The organism is Gulosibacter sp. 10 (assembly GCF_900163695.1).
Classification (GTDB): domain Bacteria; phylum Actinomycetota; class Actinomycetes; order Actinomycetales; family Microbacteriaceae; genus Gulosibacter.
The window spans coordinates 46164-72266 of sequence record NZ_FUIC01000016.1 but is presented as its reverse complement, the minus strand read 5'-3'; the positions used below and the strand labels follow the sequence as shown (position 1 = coordinate 72266).

The window sequence follows — 26103 nt, the reverse complement described above, 5'->3', positions numbered from 1 at the left end:
CCTTAGGTTCGTAGGGTCGCCAATACGCGATCGGCGGCGGTGTCGAGCATCGCGGCCGAGCCGTCTTCGCTGAAGGCTGCGATGTGCGATGAGGTGAGGATCAGCGGGTGTCCGACGAGCGGGTTGGAGGGAGCCACGGGCTCTTGCGTGAACACGTCGACCGCTGCGACCGACACGTGCCCGGCATCGACGGCGACGCGCAGCGCCGGCTCGTTGACGATGCCGCCGCGCGCGACGTTCACCACCACCGCTCCGCGCGGCAGCCGTTCGAGTTCAGCCGCGCCGATGAGGTCGCGAGTCGCGGGCAGGAGCGGCACGTGCACGCTCAGCACCTCTGCCTGTTCGAGCAGTTCGTCGAAGGACATCAGCACGATGCCCTCCGGCGGCTGCTGTCCTTCCGGCCAGGCGGGGTCGTGCGCCGCCACTCGGCAGCCGAAGCCGACGAGCCGTCGCGCGACGGCCCTGCCGATCGCGCCGAAACCGATCAGCCCGACGGTGCGCTCGTGGAGGTCGATGCCCTGTTCGGGGATCCGCCAGCCGCCCTCTCTCACCGAGCGATCGTTCTCGCGGATGCGCCGACAGCTCGCGAGCATCATCGCGAGGGTGTAATCGGCGACGCTCTCGGCATTGACGCCGGGCGTGCTGTCCACCTCGATGCCGAGCTCGCGCGCCGCCTCGACGTCGATGCTGTCTGTGCCCGCGCCGGCGCGCACGATGGCCCGCAGGTTGGGAAGCCGTTCGAGCACCCCGCGCGAATACGTCTCCGATCCGGCGACGATGCCGCTCGCGCCCTCCGCCGCCTCGATGACCTCCGCCTCGAGCGAGGTCTTGCCGAGCCCCGTCACGACTCGGACATCGACCCCGTGCGCCCGCAGACGGTCGGCGAACGACGTATCCACGGCAGCCGCGAAGCTCGTCACGGCGATCAGCGCACGCCCGCTCACAGCGCACTCGTCCAATCCGCCTGCATGGGCTCGGCGGGCACCAGCGGCTTGAGGAACTCGACGGCCTTGCGCATGCCTTCCTCGGGGGAGAGCAGCGCATCCTCGTGCTCGATCGAGAGCACGTCGTCATAGCCGCTCACTCGCAGCTGCGTGATCAGGTCCGTCCAGTAGTCCGCGCCGTGGCCCCACCCGAGCGTGCGATACGCCCAGGAGCGTTGCGCCGTCGCGCCGAGGGAAGTGGGGTCGAGCACGCCCCGGCTGGCCTGCACATGCGGGTTCGACGCCACGTCCTTGGCGTGGACGTGGTAGATCGACTCCCCCAGCGTGCGGATCGCCGCGAGCGGATCGATTCCTTGGAACAGGAAGTGCGAGGGATCGTAATTCGCGCCCACGACCTCGCCGATCTCGCCCCGGAGCCGCAGCAGCGTCTCCGGGTTGTAGACGCAATCGTTCGGCACCATCTCGAAGCACAGCCGCACGCCATGCGCCTTCGCGTGCTCCGCCGCCTCCTGCCAATACGGGAGGACCCGCTCGTGCCACTGCCACTCCAGCGCATCGCCCAGCTGGGTGGGGAACGGGAACACGATCCAGTTCGGCACCTCGTCCCTCGGCCCCGCGCCGGGCAGCCCGGCGAGCAGCGAGACGCGGTCGGTACCGAACCGCTCCGCGAGCTCGCACGTCGCGCGGTACTGCCGGGCGTAGGACTCGGCCGCCTCCGGGTTCGGATCCAGCGGGTTGCCGTGGATGGAGATGGCGGACACCTCGATCCCCCGCTCGCCCAGCGCGTCCTTGGCTCGATCGACGATGCCCTCATCGCGCATCGCCGCCACCGGGTTCAGATGCCGGTCGGGCCAGAACCCTCCGGTCGCGGCGATCTCGACCTGCGAGACGCCGAGACCCGCAACCGTATCCAGCGCCCCTTCGAGGTCTCTGTCGAAGAGTGCCGTAGTGATGATTCCGATCTTCACGGAATAGCTCCTTTGCTGTTCGTTCAACTCATTGCGGAATCGACCGCGTCATTCGGACGAGATCATCGATTCCAGATCGCCGCCGAGCGCCTTGGACAGATCGGACGCGACGCCGCGGACGAGCCGGGAGACCATCGGCACCAGGTCCTCGGTGAACCTCGACGATGGCGCCGAGACCCCGATCGCGGCCACGACTCCGCTCGCGTCGCACACCGGGGCAGCCATGCACCGCAACTCCATGCTGTTCTCGAGCGCGTCATGGCTCACTCCCGTGCGACGGATCTCGGCCAGATTCTGCTGCAGCTGCATCATCGTGGTCAGGGTGTGCCGCGTGTAGGCGACGAGATGCTCGGGGAGGTAGTCCATGCAGCGCGGGTCGAAGGCGAGCAGCGCCTTGCCCACCGCCGTGGCGTGATACGGCACGTATTCGCCTGCTCGGGGCTTGACCGAGACCAGGCTCTGGCCTGCCTCCTGCAGGATGTGACTGACGCCCTCACGCGCCCCGATGCTCAAGTGGCAGGCCTCCCCCGTGAGGTTCCGCAGCTTCGCGACGAACGGAGCGCTCACCTTGAGCAGGTCGGAATCACGGATCAGCCGCTCGGCGAGCGTCGCGATCTTCAGCGTCGCCCGGTACTGCGGCTGCCCCTCCTCCTTTCCGGTCAGTCCTACGTACTGCAGCTCGATGAGCGGTTCGAGCATCCGCCGTACCGTACGCGGGTGCACCCCCAGCTCCTCGGCCAGGCTGTTCACCGTGTGCGCCTTGGTGGCCAGGGATTCCAACGCGTTGAGCACGCGCGCCACATGCCCCGTCGAAGCGGGCGAGGCAGAACGTTCCTCCTGCACCGCGTTCCGGTTCATCATCTCGGCTCCGCCTCATATCGGGACGTCGGCTGATGCGTTCGAGTCATCGCTCCTCCATCACACCGAGGACAGCGCCACACGGGTGTCCTCGCCGTTCGACTGCTCGGCGGCGCGGATGAGCCGGAGCGTCTGCACCCCGTCCTCCGCGGTCGGCAGCCAGCCGTCCACCCGGGCCGCCGCCGAATCGCCCGTGAGCCGGGCGAGCAGCGCGGCGAAGAACTCGCGGTACAGGTTCGCGAACGCCAGCACGTACCCCTCGGGATGCCCGGGCGGGATGCGCGTCGCATCTCGCGCGGCCGCGGTGACGTTCGCCGAACCGCGCGTAATGATCTGCGCGCCGTTGTCGGGGTACAGGATGCGCAGCTCCTCCGGTGTCTCCTGGCTCCAGGCCAGCGAGGCCTCGCTGCCGTAGACCCGCAGCCGCAGCCCGTGCTCCTGCCCCGCCGCGACGTAGCTCGACCAGAGCCGCCCGACCGCGCCGCCTTCGAACCCGATGCTGAGATAGGCGTTGTCGAACACCTCCCTGCGCGGAGCGATGGTCTGGAGTTCGGCCCGCACGTCGCGGACCCGGTCGCCCACCACGAACTCCGCCAGATGGTGGAGATGGCTGCCGATCTCGCCCAGCACCACGGCCTTGCCCATCGGCCCCGGGCGGAAGTGCCAGTGCTTCGGGGCATCGCCCTCGGGCTCCCGCAGGAGCGCGCCGACGCCGACGCCGTACTCGCCCTCCACGAGGGTGATCGCGCCGAGCTTGCCCTGCTCGATGAGCGCCTTGGCCTCGCGCACCATCGGATATCCGCTATAGCAGTGGTTGAGCGCGAGCAGCGCCGAGGAGGCGTCCGCCGCCTCGCGGAGCCGCTCCGCCTCCTCCACGTTCGAGGCGAGGGGCTTCTCGCAGAACACGTGGATGCCCGCCTCGAGGAAGGCGATGGCGGGTTCAGCATGCACCTGCGGAGGCGTCGCGATGATCACCGCGTCGATGCCGTCCTCACGTATCCGCTCGGCCTCGAGCATCCGGCGCCAGTCGGTGTAGCGACGCTCGGGGCTGATGAGCTGCGCCTCGGCCGAGGAGAGCGCCACCGCCTCGTCGATGCTCATCGCCCCTGCCACGAGCTCGGCGAGCCCGTCGACCCGATGCGTGAGCATGTGGATGCCGCCGATCACCGAATCGGTGCCGCCGCCCACGATGCCGACGCGGATACGGCGTCCGGCCCGTGCCAGCAGCTCCGCCAGGTCCGTGTCGCCGATCTTCGGAGTGTTGCTCATCGGTCAGTTCCCCTCGTCGTCGCGGCGCGTCACGGTCGCGCCTCCGCAGTGCCAGAACTCGGCCGGCGGCGCGGTGCGCCTATCGGTGCGCCGCTCGTACGCCATGCCGTTCGGCGCGGATACGAGCTCCAGCTGCGCACCCCACGGAGTGAGGAAGTAGCAGAAGCTCAGCCCGGCGGGATCATCATCGCCGCCGTTCAGGTTCGGCCCCTCCTGCAGGATCACGCCGGGCACCTGACGCAGATAGTCCACGGCCGCCTCGATGTCGTCCACGTAGATGCCCAGGTGATTGCCCCCGTAGTCGCTGTTCCTCGGCACCTGCTTCACCTGATCCGGGGCCGAGTACTCGAAGAGCTCGAGGTTGAACGTCGGCCCCATGCGCAGGAAGGCGATTCGCGCCGTCGCCTCGGGATGCACGTTCAGCTGTCGCCGCATCATGTCGCCGTCATCGCCATAGGGCCCGTAGCGCCAGATCACCTCGCAGCCCAGGTAGGCGGTGAAGAACTCGACCGCTTGCTCGAGATCGGGCACCGTCAGTCCCAGGTGATCCACGCTCCGTGCAGTCGGGATGCCGGAATTGGTGGTCGTATTGGTCACGTTTTCGTCCTTCCGCTGACTTCTTTGTCTAGGTGATAGTGAACAGTCAATGCCTTGGGGCAAAATCGGACAAGCGTTTGACAAATATGTCCACGGCTTCCCCGTCGGCGCCGGACAGCGTCTTCGGGCGGCTACTTCCTCTTGCCCCTGGTCACATAGATGGCGCCGGTGGTGACGCCTTCCTCCACCTCCTCCAGGCTGCGTCCTCGGCTCTCCGGCACGGCGAAGTACACGAAGACCACCGCCAGCACGCCGACCGCCGCGAATCCGAAGAAGGTTCCCGAGATACCGATGGCGGCGACGAGCGTGGGAAAGTACAGGCTCAGGAACGCGTTCGCGAGCCAGAGCATGAACACTGCGGCGCCCATCCCGAACGCGCGGATGCGCATCGGGAAGATCTCGCTGAGCAGTACCCAGGTGGCGACGTTGAGAAAGGTCTGCATCGACCCCACGAAGGCGACCACGAGGATGAGGATCACGAACGGGCGAGCCGGGTCGCCGACCGGGAAGACGTTCGATGCGATGCCGATGAGGAAGTGGCATGCGGTGGTCAGCGAGTAGCCGATCAGCAGTGTGGTACGCCGGTTGATCTTCTCCATCATCCAGAGCGCGATGAAGCCTCCGACGACGCCGATGATGCCGGGAACGATATTCGCGATCAGTGCGGCCGATTCCTCGAAACCGGACTCGATGAGCACGACCTGGCCGTAGTACATGATCGAGTTGATGCCGGTGAACTGCTGGAAGACGCCGAGTCCGATGCCTACGAGCACGATGCGGAGCACCCACTTGTTGCGGAAGAGAGCCTTCCAGTCCAGTTTCTCCTTGCGCTGCTCGGCCTCGGCGGTGGCACGGATATCGGCGAGCTCCGCTACCGCCCGCTCCTCGGGTCGGATCGTCTTGAGCACGGCGAGCGCATCGTCGTACCGGCCTTTGGCGATGAGCCATCGCGGGGATTCCGGCATCCTCAGCATGCCGAAGAAGAGCCCGGCAGCCGGAACGGCGCAGACGGCGAGCATGATGCGCCACACGCCGTCGAGGTGGCCGAAGACGTTGGCGATGATGACGTTGACCACGAAAGCGGCCAGGATGCCCACCGCGATCATCACCTCGTTGCGCCCGGAGAGCGAACCTCGAATCTCGAACGGGGCGAGTTCTGCGAGGAACACGGGGACGACGGTGGAGGCGCCGCCCACCCCGAAGCCGAGCAGGATGCGGCCGAGCACCATCGCGCCGAATCCCGGCGCGAAAACGCAGACGAGTGCGCCGATGAAGAAGAGCACCGCGAGCATGATGATGGTCTTGCGCCGCCCCCATGCATCCGAGATCCTGCCGCCGAGGATGGCGCCAACGGCTGCGGCGAAGATCAGAGAGCTCGTGACCACGCCCTCCGTGAACGCCGTCAGTCCGAGTTCGGCGGTCATCGGCAGCAGCGCGCCGTTGATCACGCCGGTGTCATAGCCGAAGAGCAGGCCTCCCAACGTGGCGACCATGGTGACCGTGGTGAGCCGCTTGCTGTAGGCGCCTTTCCTCAACGGCGGCAATGCGGTTTCGTGCTGTCCGTGAATCTGAGTTGCTGACAACGGGACCCCTTCGTCCGCGGGCGGTCTTCGCCCGAGTTACCGTGCAACACGTCGCGATCGGCCGCGCCGTGCGATCCGCAGCAGAACGCGCTCGTGATCGATCCGTCGCTTCCGGGCACTCCGAATACCCGGGGCGGAGGCGCTGCGCACCTCACCACTCCGGGTCGAGTCCCGGCGCGGGATGCGGAGAGCACCGTCGACACCTCGGCAGATTCGTGCTCCTCACGAACGACGCTGTCACTGCGGATAGTCCATATCCAAATCGTTGGAACACATCCGTTCAACAATGGGACAATACTGTCAAGTATTGCTTTGAAATGAGGCCGATCTGTGAAGTCGGCGAGGGCTCTACGGGATCCGTCATTCCCGCCGGAACCCACAACCTCGCGTCTCTCCGCAACGACCGCCGACGCGACGGCTATCCCCGCGCATCCTCCGTCATCCCACCCCGCCGCCACTGCTCCGCGCGCGCGAGCTCGCGCGCCGCGTAGGTGCGGTGCAGCTTGCGGGCCTGCACGTGCGCGGGGCTCCGCCGCAGCACGAGGTAGCCGATGCCGAGGATCACGAACCACACCGGCGTCGCCATCAGGCCCGCCAGCGTGTCCGGTGCACCCGTGAACGCCCACAGCAGGAACGCGAAGAACGCCAGCACCACCCAGGGCATGACCCGCCCCAGCGGCATCCGGAACGTGCTCGCGGCGTGATCCTGCGGCCGCCTGCGCCGGTAGACCATGTAGCTGATCAGGATCATGCTCCACACGAACATGAAGCACAGCGAGGACACCGTGGTCACCACCGAGAACCCGGTGGACTCCCCCAGCCCGAAGACGAGCAGCGCCACCGAGGACAGCAGCATCACACCGGTGAGGAAGAGCGCGTTCTGCGGCACCCGCCGCTTCGAGAGGCGCTTGAACATCGCCGGCGCATCCTTGGTGGTCGCGAGCCCGTACACCATGCGCGAGGTCGAGTAGATGCCCGAGTTCGCCGATGACATCGCCGAGGTGAGCACCACGAGGTTGACGATCGCCGCGGCCGCGGGCAGCCCCGCCGCGTCGAACACCTGGATAAACGGCGAGTTGTCGGCGTCGTAGGCCGTCCACGGCATCACCGACATCAGCACCACCAGCGAGCCGATGTAGAAGAGCAGGATGCGGATCGGGATGGAGTTCACCGCCTTGGGCAGGTTGCGCTCCGGGTCCTTCGTCTCGGCGGCCGTGGTGCCCACCAGCTCGATGCCCACGAACGCGAACGTCGCGATCTGGAACGCCGCCACGAACCCCACGAACCCGGTCGCGAAGAACCCGCCCTCCGTCCAGAGGTGCGCGAAGCTCGCGGTGCCGTGCTCGCTCTCGTAGCCGAGGAGGATCAGCACGACGCCGACGACGATGAGCGCGAGGATCGCGACGATCTTCACCATCGCGAACCAGAACTCGGTCTCGCCGAACGCCCGCACGGTGGGCAGGTTCAGGCCGATGAGGATGACGATCACCGAGAGCGCGATCACCGGGATCGCCCAGGACGGCATCGCCGGCGCGAGGTGCACCACGTACACGGACGCGATGACGATCACATCCGCCACCGCCGTCACCACCCAGCAGAACCAGTACGTCCATCCCGTGAAGAACGCCGCCCACGGCCCGATCAGGTCGCCCGCCACATCCGCGAAGTTGCGGTACGACTTGCGCGAGAGCAGGAGCTCGCCCATCGCGCGCATCACGAAGTAGAGCATCCCGCCGATGATGAGGTACACGAGCAGCACGGACGGACCCGCCACCGAGATCGTCTTGCCGGACCCCATGAAGAGGCCCGTGCCGATGGCGCCGCCGATGGCGATCAGCTGGATGTGGCGGCTGCTGAGCGAGCGCTCGAGCTTCGGCGGGATCGTGGACGCGGTCGACTGCTGGACGGACGGTTCTGTCATAACGAGACGACACTACTCCTGCCGGGGCGCTCCCACACCTCCGGGGCCCCGGGCCGGCAGCACGCCGCGCCCCGCTACACCGGCTCCGCGGCGCCCTCCTCGGCGCCGTCGTCCGGCGGCAGCGCGCACCACGACTCCGCCACGAGCCCCGCGACCACCAGCGCCGCCGAGGCCACGGCCGCGAACACCGGCTCCGCCACGCCTCCGCCCACCACGGTGCGGGTCGCCAGCCAGGCGATCACCGCGGCGCCGCATCCCGCGAACAGGCTGCCCGCCATGCTGCCCGCCTTCGCGAGCGCCACCGCGAATGTGGCCCAGAACGGATCCACCCGCAGCCGCGCCGCCTCCCGGGCCGCCGCCTCGCTCTTCGCCGCATCCTCCCCGCCCGGCTCGGCGCGCGCATCCAGTGCCCGCCGCAGCGCCTGCGTGTAGCGGCGCACGGGCCACGCCACCACCAGCACCACCACCGCCATCACGAGCAGCGTGATCCCGAACGGCGGGGCCGGGACGAACAGCCGCGCCCCCGCCGCCGTCAGCCACGTCTCGATCGCCCACGTCACCGCGCCGCCCGCGAGGGCGAACAGCACGAGCAGCCACGGGTTGGTGCGGGTCACGGCCGATACTTCCTGATCTCGTCGGTGGTCTGCGCGAGCAGCTCGCGGATGGGCCCCCGCCCCGTGAGCGCCGCCTCCGGCTCGATCTCGGCCCACGGCGCCAGCACGAACGCGCGCTCGAAGGTTCGCGGATGCGGCAGCTCGAGCCGCTCGTCCGCGAGCTGCAGCCCGCCGTGCTCGATCAGGTCGAGATCGAGCGTGCGGCTCCCCCACCGCTCCTGCCGCACCCGGCCGTGCGCGTCCTCGATCGCCTGCAGCCGATCGAGCAGCGCGTGCGGCTCGAGATCCGTGTGCACCGTCATGACCGCGTTGAGATACGAGGGCACCGACTCGTCGATGCCGTGCGTCGTGAGCGCCGGCGTCTCGTAGAGGCTCGAGCGCCGACGCGACCACACGCCATCGAGCCGCTCCACCTCGTCCATCGCCTCGCGGATCGCCGTCTCCCGCGCCCCCAGGTTCGCGCCGAGCGCGATCACCGCGCGGGCGTGCGGGCGCCGCGGCATCTCCGGCTCCGCCCCCTCTGGCCGATAGCGCAGCACCGACACCGTCACGTCCTCGAACCGCAGCTTCACCGGCGCCTGCGGCTTGTGCACCGTGATGCGCACCGCCTGCGGCCCCGCGAACGCGAACGTCACCGCCGCGAGCCGCTCCGCGAGCGTCTCGAGCAGATCCACCGGCTCGAGCATCGCCACCTCGTACAGCGCCCGCATGAGGTGCCCGTAGTGCAGCGTGTCCTCGATGTGGTCGGTCTGCGCGGCCGCGCGGGTGTCGATCCACACCTCGGCGTCGATGTAGAAGTCCTGGCCCGACGCGCGCTCGTGCGCGAAGACGCCGTGGCGGCCGTGCACGTGCAGCCGCGAGATCCCGATGCGGTCCAGCTCCGGCGCGGGCAGCGCCGGATGCGCGGCCGGCCCCGGCCTCGTGGGCATCAGCCGGATCGCCTGCTCGGCCGGATGCGCCGCGCCGCTTCCCGCATCCCCCGCCGTGGGCTGCGCCGCACCGGTCGTCGGCGCCTCGCCGTGCGCTTCCGGAATCTCGCTCACTGGTCCCTCCCGATAGCCGAGTCATCCGCCGGGGCGGCGCCCCCGACGGTGCCGACGATCGTCGGCCCGCTCTCCGGCAGCATCAGCGCGTCGCCGTCCTCCGCCGCCGGTTCCGACGGCGTCGCACGGCGGGCCTCCGCCCCGTGGTCAGCGCCCGCCGACCACGCCGTCACCACATCCATCGCGATCCGCGTCGCCCGGGCGTCGTGCACCCGCACGCCCCACACGCCCCTCACGGCGCACAGCGCGGAGATCACCGCCGTCGGCAGATCCCGGTCGGTGACGGGCGCGCCCTCCTCGAGCAGCGCGCCGATGAAGCGCTTGCGGCTCACGCCGATGAGCAGCGGATGCCCGAGCGCCAGGAAGTCGTCCAAGCGGTTGAGGATCGCCCAGTTGTCGTCGCGGTCCTTCGCGAAGCCGAGCCCCGGGTCGAGCACGATGCGCTCGGCGGCGATGCCCGCCGCGAGCGCGCGGTCGCGCATCTGCACGAGCTCGGCGTGCACCTCCTGCGCAGTGTCCTCGTAGACGGCCAGCTCGTTCATGACCACCGAGTGGCCGCGCCAATGGCTCAGGATGAAGCGGCCGCCGCGTCCGGCGACGGTCGCGAGCATCGCCGGATCGGCCAGGCCGCCCGAGACGTCGTTGATGAACACGTCGCCCAGGTCCAGGCAGGCGGCCGCGGTCTCGGCGTACATCGTGTCGACCGACACCCGGATGCCCGCCTCGAGGAGACGCGCCACCACGGGCACCACCCGCGCGGACTCCTCCTGCTGCGGGACGCGCCGGGCTCCGGGACGCGTCGATTCGCCACCGACGTCGATGATCGTGGCGCCCTCGTCGACGAGCCGGAGCGCCTTGGCGACGGCCTTCTCGGTGCGGTCCGCGGCGCTCGCCGCCTCTACGAGGCCGCCGTCCGAGAACGAGTCCGGTGTGACGTTGAGCACGGCCATCAGCTCGGGGCGCGGCGTCGGGAGCGGCACGGGTGAGGTCATGCGCCCATTGTCCCATCACGGCGGCGCCGTCGTCCCGCCGCGCGGAGGGATTTCTGCACTAGGAGGGCACTGGCAGCACCATCCCCTCGAAATCGCAGGGATGAGCCCGAAACTGCCTTCCTAGTGCAGATCGAAACCGCGAGCGCTCGGCGCAGCGGGGCACGGCAAAGCAGAGCGCAGCGGGGAGGACCATGCGAGAGCGGACGAAAGCCGCCCTCGGCAGGCGGGCCTCCGCGCCACCGGCACCGGGCCCGCTATTCGGCGTCGGCGTACATCTGCAACCGTGCCTCGCGGGCGCCCGTCATGTGCTGCTCGGCGATCTCCCTCGCCCGCTCCGCATCCCGGCGCTCGATCGCCTCGAGCAGCTCCTCGTGCTCCTGCAGCGCTTCCTCCCACCGATCGCGGTATGTGAGCGTCGTGGTGGGGTACCGGATGAGGTGCAGGTCGAGGCGCTGCAGCATGTCGATCAGCGTGGGATTGTGACTCGCCTCCCAGATCGCCTCGTGGAACCGGCGATTCGAGTTGAACCGCTCGGAGGCCCCGGCGTCGGCATCCCGCATCGATTCCTGCGCCGACCGCAGTCGGGCCAGGTCGAGCGCGGTGGCGCGATGCGCGGCCGCCCTCGCCGCAGCCCCCTCGAGGGTGATCCGCACCTCGTAGATGTCGAGGATCTCCTCGGGCGACGAATCGCGCACCCGGACCCCTCGCGAGGCGCGCTCGATGAGCTGCTCGTGCTCGAGCCGGTACAGCGCCTCGCGCACGGGGGTGCGGCTCGTGCCGAACTCGTTCGCGAGGAAGCTCTCGCTCAGAACCTGGTGGGAAGGGAACCTGCCATCGATGATCGCGGCACGGATCTCGTCGTACACGCCCACTGGCCCGCTCCCTTCCCTCACGGTCTGCCTATCTATGCACCATCCTGCCCCGGTTCCGGCGAATCGGCGGCGGCCGCGCCCGCGCGGCGGCCGAAGACCATCCCCGCGGCGAGGCCGGAGCCGCCCGGATAGTTGTTGCTGAACAGGCCGCCGAGCATCTCGCCGCACACGAACAGTCCGGGGATGGGCTCGCCGCGCTCGTCGAGCACGCGCCCGTCGAGGTCGCCCTTGAGCCCGCCGAACGTGAACGTGATGCCGCACGTCACCGGGTACGCGTAGAACGGCCCCTTCTCGATCGCCCAGGCCCAGTTGCTCTTGGGCGGCACGACGTCGGATTCGCGGCCGTCGAGCACGGTGGGGTCGAACTCGGCTTCCTTCGCGATGCCCGCGTTGAACTCCGCGACGGTGCCCAGGAACGCCTCGGCGTCCACATCCATGCGCGCGGCGAGCTCCTCGAGCGTCTCGCCCGTGATCACGCCGATGCCGGGCATGTCGTACTCCTCCTCGCGGAGCTTGGGACGGAGCGTCGCATCGAACACCTGGTATGCGATCGAGCCCGGCTGCCGCAGGATCTCCTTGCCGTACTTCGCGTAGGTGTAGTTGCGGAAGTCGGCGCCCTCGTCGAGGAATCGGCGGCCCTCGCGGTTCACGATGATGCCGAGCGGGTAGCTCTGGCGGGTCAGGCGGTTGGTGAACTCGCGGTTGCTCTCGTTCTCGGGGAACTTCGCGTCCCACTGCACGCTGTGGCAGGTCTGCCAGTCGCCGCCGCGTGCGGCGCCGATCGCCAGCGCCGCCTTGAGCATGTCGCCGACGTTGTACGGCGTGCCGCGCACCTTGGCGTGCTCCCAGCCGTCGCCGAGGTGCTCGCGCCGCATCACGGCGCTGGACTCGAAGCCGCCCGCGGCGAGAATGACGCGGCCGGCGCGCACCTCGTGCTCCTGCCCCGAGCCGTCCTCGTAGCGGATGCCGACCACGGCGCCCTCCTCGACGAGCAGGTCGGTAGCCCGCGCCCCGTAGCGGATCTCGGTGCCGAGCTCCCCGGCCACGCGGGTGTGATCCTCGATGAGCCCCTCGCCTCCGCCGACGTTGCCGACGTGTAGCCCGCCCCAGAACAGGTAGGAGCCATCGGGCCGTTCGTACGCCTGCCGCTCGTACATGAGCCGGTACCGCAGGCCGAGGCCGTGCAGCCAGCGCACGGCGTCCTGCGCCTCGTCGACGAGCACCTCGGCCATGGCGAGGTCGGTGCGTCCCTCGGTGACCTTCTTCAGGTCGGCGAGATACTCCTCCTTGCTGTAGGGCGGCACCTCGGTCGCGGCGTGGCGGTCGTCGGGCTCGACGAACTCCTGGAGGTTCTCGAGGCCTTCGTGGTTGATGCGCGTGGCGCCGGCCGTGTAGAAGCTGTTGCCGCCGGCCATGTCCTCCTCGCCGCGCTCCAGCAGCAGGACCCGCCGGCCCCGCTCCGCGGCGGCGTGGGCCGCCGAGAAACCCGCGTTCCCACCTCCGACCACGATGACGTCGAATCGGTCGTGTGCTCGTGCAGTCATGGTTCTCCTCGTCCCGGTAGAGTCCGGGGTTGTCGTCGTCCGCGTCGGATCGGTCGGCGCGATGGTCGGGTGGGGTTCACTGCGGAGGGGCGGGCGGTCCTGGCCCGCCGCTCTCGAGGGGCCTGTTGCGGCCGCCCTTCGGCGAGCGTTCACGACTCCGCAAAGCGCTCGGCGTGAGCGGCGTCGTCGCGGAAATCCGCTTGCCTAGACGCATCACCCCCTCCAGACGAGGCGCATCACCCCTTCGGAATGCAACTGTATACAGATGTATTCCAGTGCGCAATGCCGAGGCGGGCTGCGACGGCCGCGGACGCTTTCCGGATTTTGTCCTGCTCCCGGGGTGCTGCTTTCGGAGCTGCTCCGTGCCCAGGACTGTCGGGGTTTTCGAAGCGGCTCTACCTCCGGAGCTGCCCAGCTCCTCGAAGCTGCTCTGCCCAAGGGGTGCCCCGCTCCCCGAAGCCGCTCTGCTCCCGGGGAGTGCGCTGCCCCCGCGGGTGCGCTGCTCCGTGAAGCTGTTCTGCGAAGCTTTTCTGCCCCGAAGCCGCTCTCCCCCAGGGCTGCTTCCTACACCCCGCCCGTCACGGGGCGGCGACGTGAATCTGCACTAGGAGGGCACTGACGACGCCATCCCCTCCATATGACGGGGATGGCTCCGAAATAGCCCTCCTAGTGCAGATCAAGGGCGGCGATGACCGCCGACAGCGGCAGTAGCGGCTGTCGAGCACCCGACAGCCCAGGATCTGAAGGCTCGACGGCGACGTATAACCGCCAGGGCGCGCGGTTCCGGGCGCGGCCAGGCGCGGCGGGGCGCCCGCAGCGGCGCGCTCGCCGTAGCAGCGGAGCAGCGGAGCAGCGGAGCAGCGGAGCAGCGGAGCAGCGGAGCAGCGGACGCTACTCGCGGTCCTGGCCTCCGAGGGAGATGAGCCGCAGCGCGTCGGCGCGCGCCTGCGGGTCGAGCAGGGAGCCCCGCGCCGCGAGGGTCACCGAATCGGAGTCGGCCTGGCGCGGCCCGCGATCGGCCACGCACCCCTGACGCGCCTCGACCACGGCCAGCGCGCCGAGCGCGTCCAGCCCCTCCATGATCGCCTCGACGAGGTCCTCGCCGAGGCGCTCCTGCAGCGACAGCCGGCTCGACACCGTCTCGACGAGGTCGTAGAGCCGGCCGAAGCCGATGATCGAGTCGCCCGGCAGGTACGCGAGATGCACCCAGCCGTCGAAGGGCAGGAGGTGGTGCTCGCACATCGACCGGAAGCGCACGTTCCGCACCAGCACGAGGTTGCCGGCCGAATCTTCCGCCGAGACGGGAACGCCGGCATCGGCCGGCGAAGCGGCGCCGTCCTCAGCGCCGCCCCTGTCCCCCTCACCAGGGTCCCCTGCCGCGACATCGCCCTCCGCGACGCCATCCGGAGCGGCGCTCGCCGAGGCGGCGCCGTCCGACAAGCCACCGCCCCCGGCAGCCGCGCCGGCAGCGGCATCCGCCGAGGCGTCCACGGAGATCCGCCCCTCGCGCAGGGCCGGCACCGGGTCGGCGCCCTCCCCCGCGAACAGCTCCTCGGCGGCCGCGGCCACGCGCGCAGGGGTGCGCGTCAGGCGCGGATCGTCCTCGGCCAGGCCGCAGGCCGCGAGGAACTCGCGGATGGCGGCCGCGGCGCGGGTTCGATCGACCGCCATCGGCTACTCCGGACGCTGCGAGTTCGCGGCGCCGCCGCGGTGACCGCCGCCCTGGCCCAGCTCGTCCACCGGCAGGTGGGGCTTCAGCTCGACCGGCGGCAGATCGCTCACGGGCCGCTCGGAGCTCGAGAGCCACTGCGGGCGCTCGGGCAGCTTCTCGATGTCGGCGAAGATCTCCTCGAGCCGCTCGTGCCCGAGGGTCTCGTACTCGAGCAACTCGGCGGCCAGCCGGTCCAGCACCCCTCGGTTGCGGTTGATGACGTACCAGGCCTCCTGCAGCGCGTTCTCGAGCAGCGCGTGCACCTCGCGGTCGATCACGTGCGCGGTCGAGTCCGAGTACGGCGAGCCTGTGGACTGCGAGTAGGGCGAGTCCCCCTCGTTGTCGCCGAGCTTGAGCGCGCCGACGGTGTTGGACATGCCGTACTCGGTGACCATCTTGCGCGCCGTCTTCGTCGCCTTCTCGATGTCGTTGGAGGCGCCGGTGGTCGGGTCGTGGAACACGATCTCCTCGGCGATGCGCCCGCCCATCGCGTAGGTGAGCTGGTCGAGCAGCTCGTTGCGGGTGACCGAGTACTTCTCCTCCAGCGGCACGACCATCGTGTAGCCCAGCGCGCGGCCGCGCGGCAGGATCGTGATCTTCGTCACCGGGTCGGTGTGCCGCAGCGCGGCGGCCGCCACCGCGTGCCCGCCCTCGTGATAAGCGGTGATCAGCTTCTCCTGATCGTTCATCACCCGGCTGCGGCGCTGGGGGCCGGCGATCACGCGGTCGATGGCCTCGTCGATCGCACGGGCGTCGATGATCTGCGCATTCATGCGGGCCGTGAGCAGCGCCGCCTCGTTGAGCACGTTCGCGAGGTCCGCGCCCGTGAAGCCGGGGGTCTTGCGCGCGACGATGCCGAGGTCGACGTCGTCGGCGAGCGGCTTGCCCTGCGCGTGCACCTTGAGGATCGCGGCGCGTCCCTCCATGTCGGGCGCGTCCACACCGATCTGCCGGTCGAAGCGACCCGGGCGCAGCAGCGCCGGGTCGAGCACGTCGGGCCGGTTGGTGGCGGCGATGAGGATGATGTTCGTCGTGGCGTCGAAGCCGTCCATCTCCACGAGCAGCTGGTTGAGCGTCTGCTCGCGCTCGTCGTTGCCGCCGCCCATGCCGACGCCGCGCTGGCGGCCGACCGCGTCGATCTCGTCGATGAAGATGATCGCCGGGCTGTTCTGCTTGGCCTGCTCGAAGAGGTCGCGGACGCGGCTCGCGCCGACGCCGACGAACATCTCGACGAAGTCCGAGCCGGAGATGGAGTAGAAGGGCACGGCCGCCTCGCCCGCCACGGCCCGCGCGAGCAGCGTCTTACCAGTGCCCGGAGGGCCGTACAGCAGCACGCCCTTGGGGATGCGCGCCCCCACGGCCTGGAACTTCGCGGGCTCCTTGAGGAACTCCTTGATCTCGGCGAGCTCCTCGAGCGCCTCGTTCGCGCCGGCCACGTCCTCGAAGGTGACCTGCGGGTCCTCCTTCGAGACCATCTTGGCCTTGGACTTGGCGAACTTCATCGCGCCGCCGGCGCCGCCGCCCTGCATGCTCGAGAACATGAGCCACACGAAGAAGCCGATGAGCACGAGCGGCAGCAGGAGCGAGAGCGCCGTGGAGACCCAGTTCGGGCCAGGCATCTCGTCGTCGAAGCCCTCCGAGGGGTCGGCCTTCGAGACGGCGTCGATCACCGCATCCGCGCGCGCGTCGACGAAGTAGAAGACGATCTGCTCGCCGTGCTCCTCGGTGGGCTCGGCGAACACGACGTTGACGCGGTTGTCGCCGCCGTTGATGGTGACTTCCTTGACCTGCTCCTTCTCGAGCAGCTCGAGCCCCTCCTGCGTGGTCACCTCGCTGGTGCCCTGCGAGGTGAAAAAGCTGAAGCCCACGCCGATCGCGATGAGCGCGAGCAGCACGATCAGGATGGGGCTCTTGAGGATCTTCTTGAACGTCTTCATGGATGAGGGCGAGCTGGCTCGCTACCTTTCAGTCGGCGGCACGCAGTGGCCCGGGCTCGCGGCCCCGACCGGATGGGCAAAGCTTACCGGGGGCGGCGGCCCCGAGAACGGTGAGCGCCTGAAAAACGGCGCTTGTACGCTCAGGGCGTGCCCCGCGCGGCCCGAGACCGCTATCCGGCGCTGAATCCCGCCTGCGGCAGCCCGGGCTTGAAGACCTTGCGCGCGGGCTCGATGACGTCGCTCACGTCGGCCGCGGTGGCGCCGAACACCTCGGGCTTGAGCACGACCACGTCGCGGAGGTTGCGGAAGCGCTCGTCGTAGTCGAGGCCGTAGCCGACCACGAACTCGTTCGGCACGTCGAAGCCGATGTACTTCACCGCGAGGTCGGTCTTGAGCCGCGAGGGCTTGCGCAGCAGCGTGCAGATCTCGATGGATGCGGCGCCGCGCGACGCGAGGTTCTGCGCGAGCCAGGTCAGGGTGAGCCCCGAGTCGATGATGTCCTCGACGATGAGCACGTCGCGGCCCGAGAGGTCGGTGTCGAGGTCCTTCATGATGCGCACCACGCCGCTCGACTCGGTGCCCGAGCCGTAGGACGAGACGGCCATCCAGTCCATCTCGACGTCTATCCGCAGCTCGCGGGCCAGGTCGCTCACGACCATGACCGCGCCCTTGAGCACGCCGACGAGCAGCGGCAGGCGCCCCTCGTAGTCGCGCTCGATATCGCGCGAGAGCTCGGCGATGCGCTCGTGGATCTCTTCCTGCGTCAGCAGGATCTGACGGATTTCATCGGGGCAGTCGCTGGCGCGCATCCGGGTTACTCCTCATCGCTGTCGGTCGTTCCCGGGGCGCCGAACAGGATGCGGCCCTCGGCTCGCTCCACGCGGATCCCCGGCAGGTCGATCGGCCCCTGGCCGCGCCACTCCGTGGCGAGCGCCGACACCGCCATGGTGTGCGCGCGGGAGAGCGAGACGCCGAAGCCCTGCTCGGCGACGATGCGGCAGATGCGCTGGCGCAGCGCCGCGGGCTGCGTGACGAGGCCGCCCACGTCGAGCGTGACGCGCCCCTCCTCGTCGGTGTCGACGATCTCGTGCGCCCACTCGAGCGCGAGCGCGTCGAGCGTCTCCGCATCCTCGCGCAGCGTCGTGGCCGTGCGGGCCAGCGCGTTCGCGATGCCCGGGCCGAGCTCGGCCTCGAGCATCGGCATGACGGTCTTGCGCACGCGGACGCGCCGGTACGACTCGTCCTCGTTCATGGGATCGGACCAGGGCTCGAGCCCCTGATCCTCGCAGGCCTGGTGCGTCTCGGCGCGCTCGAGCCCGAGCAGCGGGCGCACGAGGTAGCCGTTCACCACGGCCATGCCGTGCAGCGACTTGCCGCCCGAGCCCCGGGCGAGGCCGAGCAGCACGGTCTCGGCCTGATCGTCGAGCGTGTGGCCGAGCACGATCCAGCTCGCGCCCTCGCGCTCCTTCACCCGGTCGATCGCGGCGTAGCGCGCCGCGCGGGCGGATGCCTCGGGGCCGGCGCCCTCGTCGATCACGCCGACCCGCTCGATCACGACCGGGTCGAGCCCGAGGTCGCGCGCCTGCCGCGCCGCGCGCTCCGCCTGCTCGGCGGATCCCGGCTGCAGCTGGTGGTCGACGATCACCGCTCCGGCGCGCAATCCGGCACGCGGCGCCTCGAAGGCCAGAGCGGCGGCGAGCGCCAACGAGTCAGGGCCGCCCGAGAGGGCGACGAGTACGAGGTCTCCCTCGACCGCAAACCCACGAAGCGCGTTGCGCACAGACCTTCGGATGTTTGCGACCGACGGCGTAAGGCGAGGTCGATCAGTCACGGACCAAGCCTATCCTTGCCTCAACCCTTCGGGCTACGTCGGCGGCCGAACAGCAGGAACGAAATCGGCCCGAGGAAGTTCACGAAGTTGCCGAGGAACCACGTCCACTTGCGCCCGCGCACCCGTTCCCTCGCCCGCGACACCAGTTCGAGCTGCGCGATCGCGAACAGCGTGACCTGCACGCCGGCGAGCACCGCGACGGTCGCCTGCGTGCCGTCGCCCAGCTTCTGCCACTCCTCGAGCGCCGTGCCGCGCTTCTTCCGCCGCTTCGCCATGTCCCATCCTCCCGTTCGCTCGTCCTTCGTACCCCTCCAGTCTGCGCCAGCTCGCTGATAGCCCGGTCGCCGCCCGCGCAGACAGGGAGGGCCGCCCCGGGCGCGTTAGCCTTATGGCGACGCATCCAATCGATCGAATCCCTGAAGGAGCAGTGTCTATGGGCGCCTACGACGTCGTCATCGAGATCCCCCGCGGCAGCCACAACAAGTACGAGGTCGACCACGAGACCGGTCGCGTCTACCTCGACCGCGTGCTGTTCACCCCGTTCGTCTACCCCGTCGACTACGGCTACTTCGAGCACACGCTCGCCGACGACGGCGACCCGCTCGACGCGCTTGTGCTGCTCGAGTACCCCGTCTTCCCCGGCGTGGGGCTCAAGGTGCGCCCCGTGGGCGTGCTCCGCATGTCGGACGAGGCCGGCGGCGACGACAAGATCCTCTGCGTGCCGCACAAGGACCCGCGCTTCGCGCACCTCCAGGAGCTCGAGGACGTTCCCGAGAACACGCGGGAGCAGCTCAAGCACTTCTTCGAGCACTACAAGGACCTCGAGCCCGGCAAGTGGGTCAAGGTGGATGCGTGGGGCACCGCGGCGGAGGCGGATGAGATCATCCAGCGCTCGATCGCGGCCTACCAGCCCGCCGAGTAGTCGTCTCGTACGAAGAACCGCGGTGACGCTTCGGCGTCACCGCGGTTCTTCGTCTCGGCCCTGCCTCGGTCGGTCCCCGCCGAGGTCGGCCCCACCCAGATCGGCCCTGCGCCGTTCGTCCGGGCGCCCGGGGGCTTCCCCGGCCGCCCGCCGCGGCACGTGCCTCGGCCTAGTAGTAGATGCCCCGGTTGGCGAGGTAGGCGCGCGGGTCGACGTATCCGCCCTGGACCACCTCGAAGTGGAGGTGGCAGCCGGTGGATGCGCCGGTCGTGCCCACGTAGCCGATCACGTCGCCGGCGCTGACGGACTGGCCGACGTAGACGTTCATGCCGCCCTCGGGCATGTGCGCGCTGTTGAACGTCGTGCCGTCGGAGGCCTGCACGGAGACCATGTAACCTGAGCCGCCGAACCAGCCGGCGAAGGTGACCGTGCCGGAGGTCACGGCGTGGATGGGCGCCCAGCATCCGCCCCCGCTGACGAGGTCGATGCCGTTGTGCATGCGGTAGTAGCCGTACACGGGGTGGAGTCGCATGCCGAAGGGGCTCGTCACCCAGGCTCCGGGCAGCGGGGCGTGCCAGCCGCTGGCGGTCGAACCGCCGCCACCGCCTCCACCACCGCCGCCGGTGTTGGTGCTGGGGGCGGAGCCGCCACCGCCGCCGCCTCCGCCGCCGCCGGAGTTGGTCTGCTGCTCCCGAGCCGCCGCCTCGGCCGCGGCCTGCGCTGCGGCGGCCGCCTCGGCGCGCTCCCGCTCGATGCGCTGGCGCTCGAGCTCGCGGAGCCGCTCGCCCTCCTGGTAATCGGCCTCGACCACGTCGCGATGCTCCATGAGGGGCACCAGCATGGCCTCGAGCTCGGCGCCCTGGTTGATCGCCTCGTCGCGCTTGGTCTGCAGGTCCTGCTGCGCGGCGACCGCCTCGTTGTAGGCGGCCTCGGCCGCGGCCTCGAGCACTTCGAGCTCGTCGAGCGCGGACTGAGCCTGTTCGCCGAGCTGCTCGGCGTTGTTCCGGGCGCTGACCGCGTTCTCGTACACGCCGCCGTTGTGCGTGCCGACCTTCGAGAGGGTCGACATGCCCATGAGGAAGCCGTCCGCGGAATCCGGCTCGGTGAGCAGCTGGATGGTGGGGTCGACGTTGACGCGGTTCGACATGGAAGCGGCGACCGCGCCGGCTTCCTGCTCGGCCGCGATCGCCGCTTCGTCCGCCTCGTCCGCCTGCTGCTGCAGGCTGTAGACGACGCCGGTCTGCTCGGTGGTCGCCTCGGAGGCCTGGGAGTACGCCTCGCCCTTCTGCTCGGCGACCTGCTCCGCCTCCGCGACCTGGGTCTTCAGCTGCGAGATCTGCCCGTTGATCTCCTCGATGAGCCGATTCTGCTCATCCACATCGCCCTGCGCGTCGACGACGTCGTCCCACGTGGCGTATTCATCGAGATCCTTCGCGCTGGCGAAGAAGGCCCCCTGGGTGACTAGGGCTGCGGTGACGAAGGCCACCACGCCGGCCCGAAAGCCGAAACGCCTGGTGGGACCCCGCTTCTCGCTGGTCGAAGTCATCCAATCCTCTCTTCCGGACGCTCTGGGTCATGAGCTCCGTCAATGTGCACGCGTCACGCGAGCCACTTCAATAACATCGGCAACGCTAGTCACTGTGTTGCGACTGTGCAACGATGTTCACAGCTTTCCCAGACGGCGTGTTCGTTGGAACCACGCGGAACCGGAGGCGTTCGGAGGGTACTGGCAGAAAATTTCCACACTTTTTTGCCCCTCGAGTTGCAAGCTGTTCTGGTTTCCTCCTAAGCTCTACTCTTGGCAGTCAGCACGACGGCCTAACTCGGCCCCATCGTCTAGTGGCCTAGGACACTGGCCTTTCACGCCGGCAACACGGGTTCGAATCCCGTTGGGGTCACGTTGGAGCCGAGTGGCACCAGAGCCGAGTAGCTGGTACTGTTGGATGTCTGTGAAAAACGAATATGGCCCTGTAGCGCAGTTGGTTAGCGCGCCGCCCTGTCACGGCGGAGGTCGCGGGTTCAAGTCCCGTCAGGGTCGCGAGTGCGACGCCCTTGTCGAAAGATGAGGGCGTTTCATCTCGGAGGAGTTATCCCTTCTCTGGCTCTGTAGCTCAGTTGGTAGAGCGTTCGACTGAAAATCGAAAGGTCACCGGATCGACGCCGGTCGGAGCCACCACTTCCCCCGCACAGCCCCGCTGCTGCGGGGGTTCCTCGTTTTCCGGGCCGCGGCATCCGTGTTTGCGGCGTCCGGCCGGCTTGCTGGTGTGTGGCGACAGATGCGTCGAAGTCTGCGGTTATGCGGGCGCGATAACCGCAGACTTCGACGCATCTGGGGGGCGCCGACGGCGCACTGGGCGTACTCGGCCGTCAGGTCGGCGACGCTCAGGCTGAGGCGCGCCCGCTCGCGCCAGACGCTCACGCGGAATCCGGAAGTCCGGGACCCTGGGTCCGGAATCAGTGCCCCGGGACGCGGAACCCCCGGGCCTGGGGTCCGCGCCCGGAACCCGGAACCCGGAACCCACGACCGAAGGCCCAGGACCCAAGGGCCGAGACCCGGGGACCGGGGAACCGAGCGGCCGGAGGCCGAGGAACCGAGCGGCCGAGGCCAAGGGCCGAGGACCGAGGACGAGTCCGAGTCCGAGTCCGAATCCGAATCCGAATCCGAGAGCAACGAGTAAGACCCACCCCGGGATACCGTTCCCGACAAACCGGATGTGAGGGTGCTGCGGATGTGAGACTGGTGCAGGGTTACGGGGCTCCGAAACCTGCGTTTCCCTCATATCCACGGAGGTGAAGCGCTTTCGCCTCACATGCGTGGATATTGAGGACATTCCTCTCCTATCAGCGGCAGCCGCATAGTCGACCGCGCGGCGCGCGGCAGCACGCCGACCATGGGCTCTTCGGCAGTGCCGCTACTCGAGAAGCCCCGGTGCTGGTCTCCTACGATCCGCGGCATCCATCACGAGCCGTGATCGATACCTTTTATTACCGGGGCGGTGCGCTCAAGGTCGTCGGCGCTGTCGGGCTGGGGATCGCGCTCCTCCAAGCGCTCTTCACACTGCTGCTCGCATAGTCATCGCCGCACCAGCACCAGCACCAGCACCAGCACCAGCACCAGCAGTCGCAAAACACGGCCTCGTGTTGCCGACGAATGCCACCGACGAATGCGGCAGGCGAATGCCGCCGCCGAATGCGGCCAACCACGGACCCGCTAGCCGCGGGCGGCGAGCACCTCGTCGGCAGCGCGGTAGCCCGAGGAGATCGCGCCATCCATGTAGCCGTTCCACACGCTCGCGGTCTCGGTGCCCGCCCAGTGGATGCGGCCGACCGGCTCCCGCCAGCCGCGCTCGCCGTATTCGATCCACGTGCCGGGCACGGGGTTCGCCGCGTAGCCGCCGCCCGCGAACGCATCCTCGTTCCATATCTTCTCGACGTACTCGACCGGCTCGGCCGCGTCCTCGCCGAACACGCGCTTCAGCAGGTCGAGCACCTCCGCACGGCGGGCGGCCCCGTCGAGCGCCGCCCAGCGGCGCAGCCGGTCGGCGTAGACGAAGCACACCAGCACCCCGGTCGACGCATCCTGCGGCGAGTTGTCGAAGACCACGCCCACCGCGGGATCGCCGTACGCCGACACCTCGCCCGACAGCCCCCGCTCGCGCCAGAACGGCGTCGGGTACGCCACGTGGATCTTCGCGACATCCCCCATCGGGCTCTTCGCCCACCACCGCACCCGCGCGTCCGGCAGCCGCGGCGAGAACCGCACCTTCGCGGCGGCGCTGGGCGGCAGCGCGAAGACCACCCGGTCGGCGACGACGGCGCCCCGCGAGGTCTCGAGCGTCACGGCGTCGCCGTCCTGCTCGATCCGCGTCACCTCGCAGCCCAGTCGCACGCGCTCGCCCAGCAGCTCCGCGATCCGCAGCGCGGGCGCCTGCGCGCCCGCGACGAAGCGGCTGTCCTGCGCGCAGTCCTCCACCTCCATCAGCTGCTCGAAGCTGCCGGCCGAGGCGACGTAGAAGAGCAGATGCAGCATCGAGATGTCCCGCGGCTCGACCGTCCACACGCCCTGCACCGCGAGCGCGAGGCGCAGCCGGGCGTCCTCGTCCGGCACGGTGCGCTCGAAGTAGGAGTGCGCGGTCTCGCTGTCGAGGTCCTCGGCGTTCGGCGTCGCGGCCGGGTTCTCGAGATCCACCGTGGTCGCGAGCGCGTCGATGCGCGCCGTGGCGCGGATGTACTCGTCCATGCCCGGCCCGTCCTCGGGCCCGGCGATCGTGAAGTGGCGGACGGCGCCGTCGTGCCACAGCTCGACGTTGGCCCCGTCGGCGTACGTGGGGAAGGTCTCGACGCCGAAGCGCTCGGCGAGCCCGAGCAGGCGATGCTGCGTGGGCCCGGCCCACTGCCCGCCGTGATCCACCGGCGTGCCGTCCGCGAGGGCACCCGTGAAGATGCGGCCGCCCACGCGGTCCGCCGCCTCGAGCACGAGCACCTCCTCCCCCGCGTCGTGGAGCTTCAGGGCCGCGGAGAGGCCGGCGTATCCGGCCCCGACCACCGCCACCGCGGTTCGTTCGGGCATCGGCGCTGAGGAAGGAGTTGAGGCAGGCACGCGCGCAAGTATAGCCAGGGGCCGGCCCGACTTCAGAAATGCTGCATCGCCGATTCATCAATTTGATATACCACGACGATCGTGGAAAACTCACTGCTTCATGGACACCATGTACGAAGACGAACTCGAACAGCGCCTCGAACGGCTCGAGTCTCCGGGCGGTGGTGGCATGATGCAGCGGGATCTCCCGTGGCTCGATCTGCTGCTCGCCGTCGGCGGGCTCGTCGTGGTGTCCGGGCTGCTCCTGGTGTGGAGCTTCGCCTGATGGAGAGCATCCGCACCGACAGCATCAAGGCCGAGAAGGTCCCCGAGGACGCCACGCTCAACGAGCTCCCGCTGCTGCCCCGCGAGCGCATCTGGGGGTTCTGGGACCACAGCGCGGTCAACGCCGGTCTCGCCATCGCCACCTGGGCCTTCCTCCAGGGCGCCACGGTCGCCTACTACGTGGGCGCCGTCGAGGCCATCACCAGCGTCGTGATCGGCTACGGCGTCGCGGTGCTGCTCGTCGCACTCTCCCCCGTGCTCGCCTCCGCCAAGTACGGGGTCGAGCAGTTCGTGATGCTGCGCAGCATCTTCGGCGCCCACGGCGCACGCATCGTCCTGGTGGGCATGTCCACCATCTTCGCCGCCGCGTGGACCGCAATCCTCTCGATCATGCTCGGCCACGGCGTCGTGAACATCCTCAACAGCGCCTTCGGCCTCGAGCTCAGCAAGACCGGCATGGCGGTGAGCATCGTCGCGCTCATCACGGTGCTCGCGTCCTGGCTCGCACTCACCCGCGGGCCGATCTCGGTGGAACGTGTGAGCAAGGTCGTGGCGCCCGCGCTGCTCATCGTGCTCGTCGTCCTCACCGTGCTGATCTTCACGAACCTGAGCTGGGAGGAGCTCACCGCGATCCCGCCCCTCGACCCCGAGGAGAACCCGCACGTGAGCTTCATGCTCGCGATCGAGCTCGGCATCGCCGGCGGATTCGCCTGGTGGCCGAACATGGGCAACCTCGCCCGGCTCACCCGCAACCCGCGGGCCGCGTTCTGGCCCAACTGGATCGGCATCTTCTTCGCCTCGGTGTTCGCCGCGGTGGTCGGCGCCTTCGCCGCGCTCGCCCTCAACCTCACCGAGCCCACCGACTGGTTCATCCCCCTCGCCGGCACCGCGTTCGGCATCGTCTGCCTCGTCGTGATCGCCGGCGCCAACATCACCGCGATCCTCTCGCAGGGCTACGGCTCGATGGTGGCGCTGCGCAGCGGCGGCGGCAAGTTCTTCGGCCGCATCTCGTGGCCGCTCATGGGCGTATTCATCCTGGGCCCCGCCGCGATCCTCGTGTTCTTCCCGGACGCGCTCTACAACAACTACGACCGCTTCCTCTCCTGGGGCGCCATCTTCGTCGCGCCCCTCACCGGCATCGGCATCGCCGACTACTTCCTGCTGCGTCGGGCGCGGGTGAGGGTGCGGGAGCTCTACAAGCCCATCGGCGAATCCGCGTTCACCTACTGGCACGGCTACAACCCCGTGGCTTTCATCGCCCTCGCCGCCGGCGCCGTGGTCTACACGCTGCTGCTGCACCCGATCACCTACGAGCCCTCGGCCTGGTTCCCCTACCTCACGGCCTCGATGCCCTCCTGCATCGTCGGCGCCGTGGTCTACATCGTGCTCACCAAGCTGTTCACGCAGCGGATGGGGCTGGGCGGATACCGGCTGGACGTGCCCGCCTCGACCGGGCTCGTCAACCTCCCGCAGAAGCACCTGACCGACTAGAAGGCTCCACGGCGGACGCGCGCACGCCGCGGTGGTCGTCAGGCCACCGCGGCTTTCGGCTCGCGCCATCGGCATCGGCATCACCCGGCGCCGATGACATCCGGCGACACAAACCGAAACACATCGTCGTCGAAATGCCGTC

23 protein-coding genes and 3 tRNA genes are annotated in these 26103 nt (G+C 69.3%); 7 read left to right on the top strand and 19 right to left on the bottom strand.

What is annotated here, in order from left to right; genetic code table 11:
- Nucleotides 1-2 precede the first annotated feature (2 nt).
- From FM112_RS06615 to FM112_RS06535, 17 genes are all read right to left on the bottom strand, one after another.
- On the bottom strand, nucleotides 3-944 hold the full coding sequence (locus FM112_RS06615) for a phosphoglycerate dehydrogenase (protein WP_176386708.1): 942 nt from the start codon (nucleotides 942-944) through the stop codon (nucleotides 3-5).
- Nucleotides 941-1912: a sugar phosphate isomerase/epimerase gene (locus tag FM112_RS06610; protein ID WP_176386707.1), complete on the bottom strand. Its 972-nt coding sequence runs from the start codon at nucleotides 1910-1912 to the stop codon at nucleotides 941-943. Before FM112_RS06610 ends, FM112_RS06615 begins: the two co-directional genes overlap by 4 nt.
- Nucleotides 1913-1960: 48 nt before the next feature.
- Nucleotides 1961-2773: an IclR family transcriptional regulator gene (locus FM112_RS06605; RefSeq protein ID WP_087005359.1), complete on the bottom strand. Its 813-nt coding sequence runs from the start codon at nucleotides 2771-2773 to the stop codon at nucleotides 1961-1963.
- Between the two features lie 57 nt (nucleotides 2774-2830).
- Nucleotides 2831-4039, bottom strand: coding sequence for a Gfo/Idh/MocA family protein (locus FM112_RS06600; protein ID WP_087005355.1), 1209 nt, complete (start codon nucleotides 4037-4039; stop codon nucleotides 2831-2833).
- Between the two features lie 3 nt (nucleotides 4040-4042).
- Nucleotides 4043-4636: a VOC family protein gene (locus FM112_RS06595; RefSeq protein ID WP_087005351.1), complete on the bottom strand. Its 594-nt coding sequence runs from the start codon at nucleotides 4634-4636 to the stop codon at nucleotides 4043-4045.
- Between the two features lie 131 nt (nucleotides 4637-4767).
- Nucleotides 4768-6219, bottom strand: a complete 1452-nt coding sequence (locus tag FM112_RS06590) for a sugar porter family MFS transporter (RefSeq protein WP_087005348.1) — start codon at nucleotides 6217-6219, stop codon at nucleotides 4768-4770.
- A gap of 418 nt (nucleotides 6220-6637) precedes the next feature.
- Complete coding sequence (locus FM112_RS06585; protein ID WP_087005345.1) at nucleotides 6638-8140, bottom strand: amino acid permease; 1503 nt, start codon at nucleotides 8138-8140, stop codon at nucleotides 6638-6640.
- Between the two features lie 74 nt (nucleotides 8141-8214).
- Entirely contained in the window at nucleotides 8215-8754 is a 540-nt protein-coding gene (locus tag FM112_RS06580) for a DUF3180 family protein (RefSeq protein WP_087005342.1), read from the bottom strand.
- Nucleotides 8751-9797, bottom strand: a complete 1047-nt coding sequence (gene folK / locus FM112_RS06575) for a 2-amino-4-hydroxy-6-hydroxymethyldihydropteridine diphosphokinase (RefSeq protein WP_087005339.1) — start codon at nucleotides 9795-9797, stop codon at nucleotides 8751-8753. The genes FM112_RS06580 and folK overlap by 4 nt, the downstream gene beginning before the upstream one ends.
- Nucleotides 9794-10789: a dihydropteroate synthase gene (folP, locus tag FM112_RS06570; protein WP_087005336.1), complete on the bottom strand. Its 996-nt coding sequence runs from the start codon at nucleotides 10787-10789 to the stop codon at nucleotides 9794-9796. The genes folK and folP overlap by 4 nt, the downstream gene beginning before the upstream one ends.
- Before the next feature lie 254 nt (nucleotides 10790-11043).
- A complete protein-coding gene (locus FM112_RS06565; protein WP_254910398.1) occupies nucleotides 11044-11661 on the bottom strand; it encodes a GntR family transcriptional regulator in 618 nt (205 codons plus the stop codon).
- A gap of 32 nt (nucleotides 11662-11693) precedes the next feature.
- Complete coding sequence (gene tcuA / locus FM112_RS06560; RefSeq protein WP_087005333.1) at nucleotides 11694-13205, bottom strand: FAD-dependent tricarballylate dehydrogenase TcuA; 1512 nt, start codon at nucleotides 13203-13205, stop codon at nucleotides 11694-11696.
- A gap of 891 nt (nucleotides 13206-14096) precedes the next feature.
- Nucleotides 14097-14876 carry a GTP cyclohydrolase I gene (gene folE / locus FM112_RS17155; protein ID WP_087005329.1) on the bottom strand — a complete coding sequence of 260 codons (780 nt, stop codon included), beginning with the start codon at nucleotides 14874-14876 and terminating at the stop codon, nucleotides 14097-14099.
- Nucleotides 14877-14879: 3 nt separating this feature from the next.
- The gene (ftsH, locus tag FM112_RS06550) at nucleotides 14880-16853 is read right to left on the bottom strand and encodes an ATP-dependent zinc metalloprotease FtsH (protein WP_087005326.1); all 1974 of its coding nucleotides are present in this window, start codon (nucleotides 16851-16853) and stop codon (nucleotides 14880-14882) included.
- Between the two features lie 170 nt (nucleotides 16854-17023).
- On the bottom strand, nucleotides 17024-17662 hold the full coding sequence (hpt, locus tag FM112_RS06545; protein ID WP_087005323.1) for a hypoxanthine phosphoribosyltransferase: 639 nt from the start codon (nucleotides 17660-17662) through the stop codon (nucleotides 17024-17026).
- Nucleotides 17663-17667: 5 nt separating this feature from the next.
- On the bottom strand, nucleotides 17668-18633 hold the full coding sequence (gene tilS, locus FM112_RS06540; RefSeq protein ID WP_176386706.1) for a tRNA lysidine(34) synthetase TilS: 966 nt from the start codon (nucleotides 18631-18633) through the stop codon (nucleotides 17668-17670).
- Between the two features lie 71 nt (nucleotides 18634-18704).
- Nucleotides 18705-18959, bottom strand: a complete 255-nt coding sequence (locus FM112_RS06535; RefSeq protein WP_087005317.1) for a hypothetical protein — start codon at nucleotides 18957-18959, stop codon at nucleotides 18705-18707.
- Nucleotides 18960-19072: 113 nt separating this feature from the next.
- On the opposite strand from FM112_RS06535, the gene ppa reads away from it, so the two are divergent.
- The gene (gene ppa / locus FM112_RS06530) at nucleotides 19073-19606 is read left to right on the top strand and encodes an inorganic diphosphatase (protein ID WP_087005314.1); all 534 of its coding nucleotides are present in this window, start codon (nucleotides 19073-19075) and stop codon (nucleotides 19604-19606) included.
- Nucleotides 19607-19775: 169 nt separating this feature from the next.
- Here ppa and FM112_RS06525 read toward each other — a convergent pair whose 3' ends face one another.
- Nucleotides 19776-21152, bottom strand: a complete 1377-nt coding sequence (locus FM112_RS06525) for a M23 family metallopeptidase (RefSeq protein WP_087005310.1) — start codon at nucleotides 21150-21152, stop codon at nucleotides 19776-19778.
- A 279-nt stretch (nucleotides 21153-21431) separates the two neighbouring features.
- Here FM112_RS06525 and FM112_RS06520 point away from each other — a divergent pair.
- The 4 genes from FM112_RS06520 to FM112_RS17150 all read left to right on the top strand — a co-directional run bounded on the left by FM112_RS06520 (nucleotide 21432) and on the right by FM112_RS17150 (nucleotide 22679).
- A tRNA-Glu gene (locus tag FM112_RS06520) sits at nucleotides 21432-21504 on the top strand.
- 66 nt (nucleotides 21505-21570) lie between these two features.
- Nucleotides 21571-21644: transfer RNA gene (locus tag FM112_RS06515), tRNA-Asp, on the top strand.
- Nucleotides 21645-21706: 62 nt separating this feature from the next.
- A tRNA-Phe gene (locus FM112_RS06510) sits at nucleotides 21707-21782 on the top strand.
- A gap of 753 nt (nucleotides 21783-22535) precedes the next feature.
- On the top strand, nucleotides 22536-22679 hold the full coding sequence (locus FM112_RS17150; RefSeq protein WP_176386705.1) for a hypothetical protein: 144 nt from the start codon (nucleotides 22536-22538) through the stop codon (nucleotides 22677-22679).
- Between the two features lie 138 nt (nucleotides 22680-22817).
- Here the strand turns inward: FM112_RS17150 and FM112_RS06505 are convergent, their stop codons facing one another.
- On the bottom strand, nucleotides 22818-24176 hold the full coding sequence (locus tag FM112_RS06505) for a flavin monoamine oxidase family protein (RefSeq protein ID WP_087005307.1): 1359 nt from the start codon (nucleotides 24174-24176) through the stop codon (nucleotides 22818-22820).
- 130 nt (nucleotides 24177-24306) lie between these two features.
- Between FM112_RS06505 and FM112_RS17145 the strand changes: the two genes are divergently transcribed.
- Nucleotides 24307-24471 (top strand): hypothetical protein, encoded by a 165-nt coding sequence (locus tag FM112_RS17145; protein WP_176386704.1) that lies wholly within the window; start codon nucleotides 24307-24309, stop codon nucleotides 24469-24471.
- Nucleotides 24471-25961 (top strand): cytosine permease, encoded by a 1491-nt coding sequence (locus tag FM112_RS06500; RefSeq protein WP_087005304.1) that lies wholly within the window; start codon nucleotides 24471-24473, stop codon nucleotides 25959-25961. Before FM112_RS17145 ends, FM112_RS06500 begins: the two co-directional genes overlap by 1 nt.
- Nucleotides 25962-26103: the final 142 nt, after the last annotated feature.

Bases quoted from the DNA above. Each gene is read 5' to 3' on its own strand.
- FM112_RS06500 (WP_087005304.1), top strand. From the start codon at position 24,471: ATGGAGAGCATCCGCACCGACAGCATCAAGGCCGAGAAGGTCCCCGAG.
- FM112_RS06525 (WP_087005310.1), bottom strand. From the start codon at position 21,152: ATGACTTCGACCAGCGAGAAGCGGGGTCCCACCAGGCGTTTCGGCTTT.
- FM112_RS06605 (WP_087005359.1), bottom strand. From the start codon at position 2,773: ATGATGAACCGGAACGCGGTGCAGGAGGAACGTTCTGCCTCGCCCGCT.
- FM112_RS06535 (WP_087005317.1), bottom strand. From the start codon at position 18,959: ATGGCGAAGCGGCGGAAGAAGCGCGGCACGGCGCTCGAGGAGTGGCAG.
- tcuA (WP_087005333.1), bottom strand. From the start codon at position 13,205: ATGACTGCACGAGCACACGACCGATTCGACGTCATCGTGGTCGGAGGT.
- folE (WP_087005329.1), bottom strand. From the start codon at position 14,876: ATGGCGGTCGATCGAACCCGCGCCGCGGCCGCCATCCGCGAGTTCCTC.
- FM112_RS06600 (WP_087005355.1), bottom strand. From the start codon at position 4,039: ATGAGCAACACTCCGAAGATCGGCGACACGGACCTGGCGGAGCTGCTG.
- ftsH (WP_087005326.1), bottom strand. From the start codon at position 16,853: ATGAAGACGTTCAAGAAGATCCTCAAGAGCCCCATCCTGATCGTGCTG.
- folP (WP_087005336.1), bottom strand. From the start codon at position 10,789: ATGACCTCACCCGTGCCGCTCCCGACGCCGCGCCCCGAGCTGATGGCC.
- hpt (WP_087005323.1), bottom strand. From the start codon at position 17,662: ATGCGCGCCAGCGACTGCCCCGATGAAATCCGTCAGATCCTGCTGACG.
- FM112_RS06585 (WP_087005345.1), bottom strand. From the start codon at position 8,140: ATGACAGAACCGTCCGTCCAGCAGTCGACCGCGTCCACGATCCCGCCG.
- ppa (WP_087005314.1), top strand. From the start codon at position 19,073: ATGGCGACGCATCCAATCGATCGAATCCCTGAAGGAGCAGTGTCTATG.
- FM112_RS06505 (WP_087005307.1), bottom strand. From the start codon at position 24,176: ATGCCCGAACGAACCGCGGTGGCGGTGGTCGGGGCCGGATACGCCGGC.
- FM112_RS17145 (WP_176386704.1), top strand. From the start codon at position 24,307: ATGGACACCATGTACGAAGACGAACTCGAACAGCGCCTCGAACGGCTC.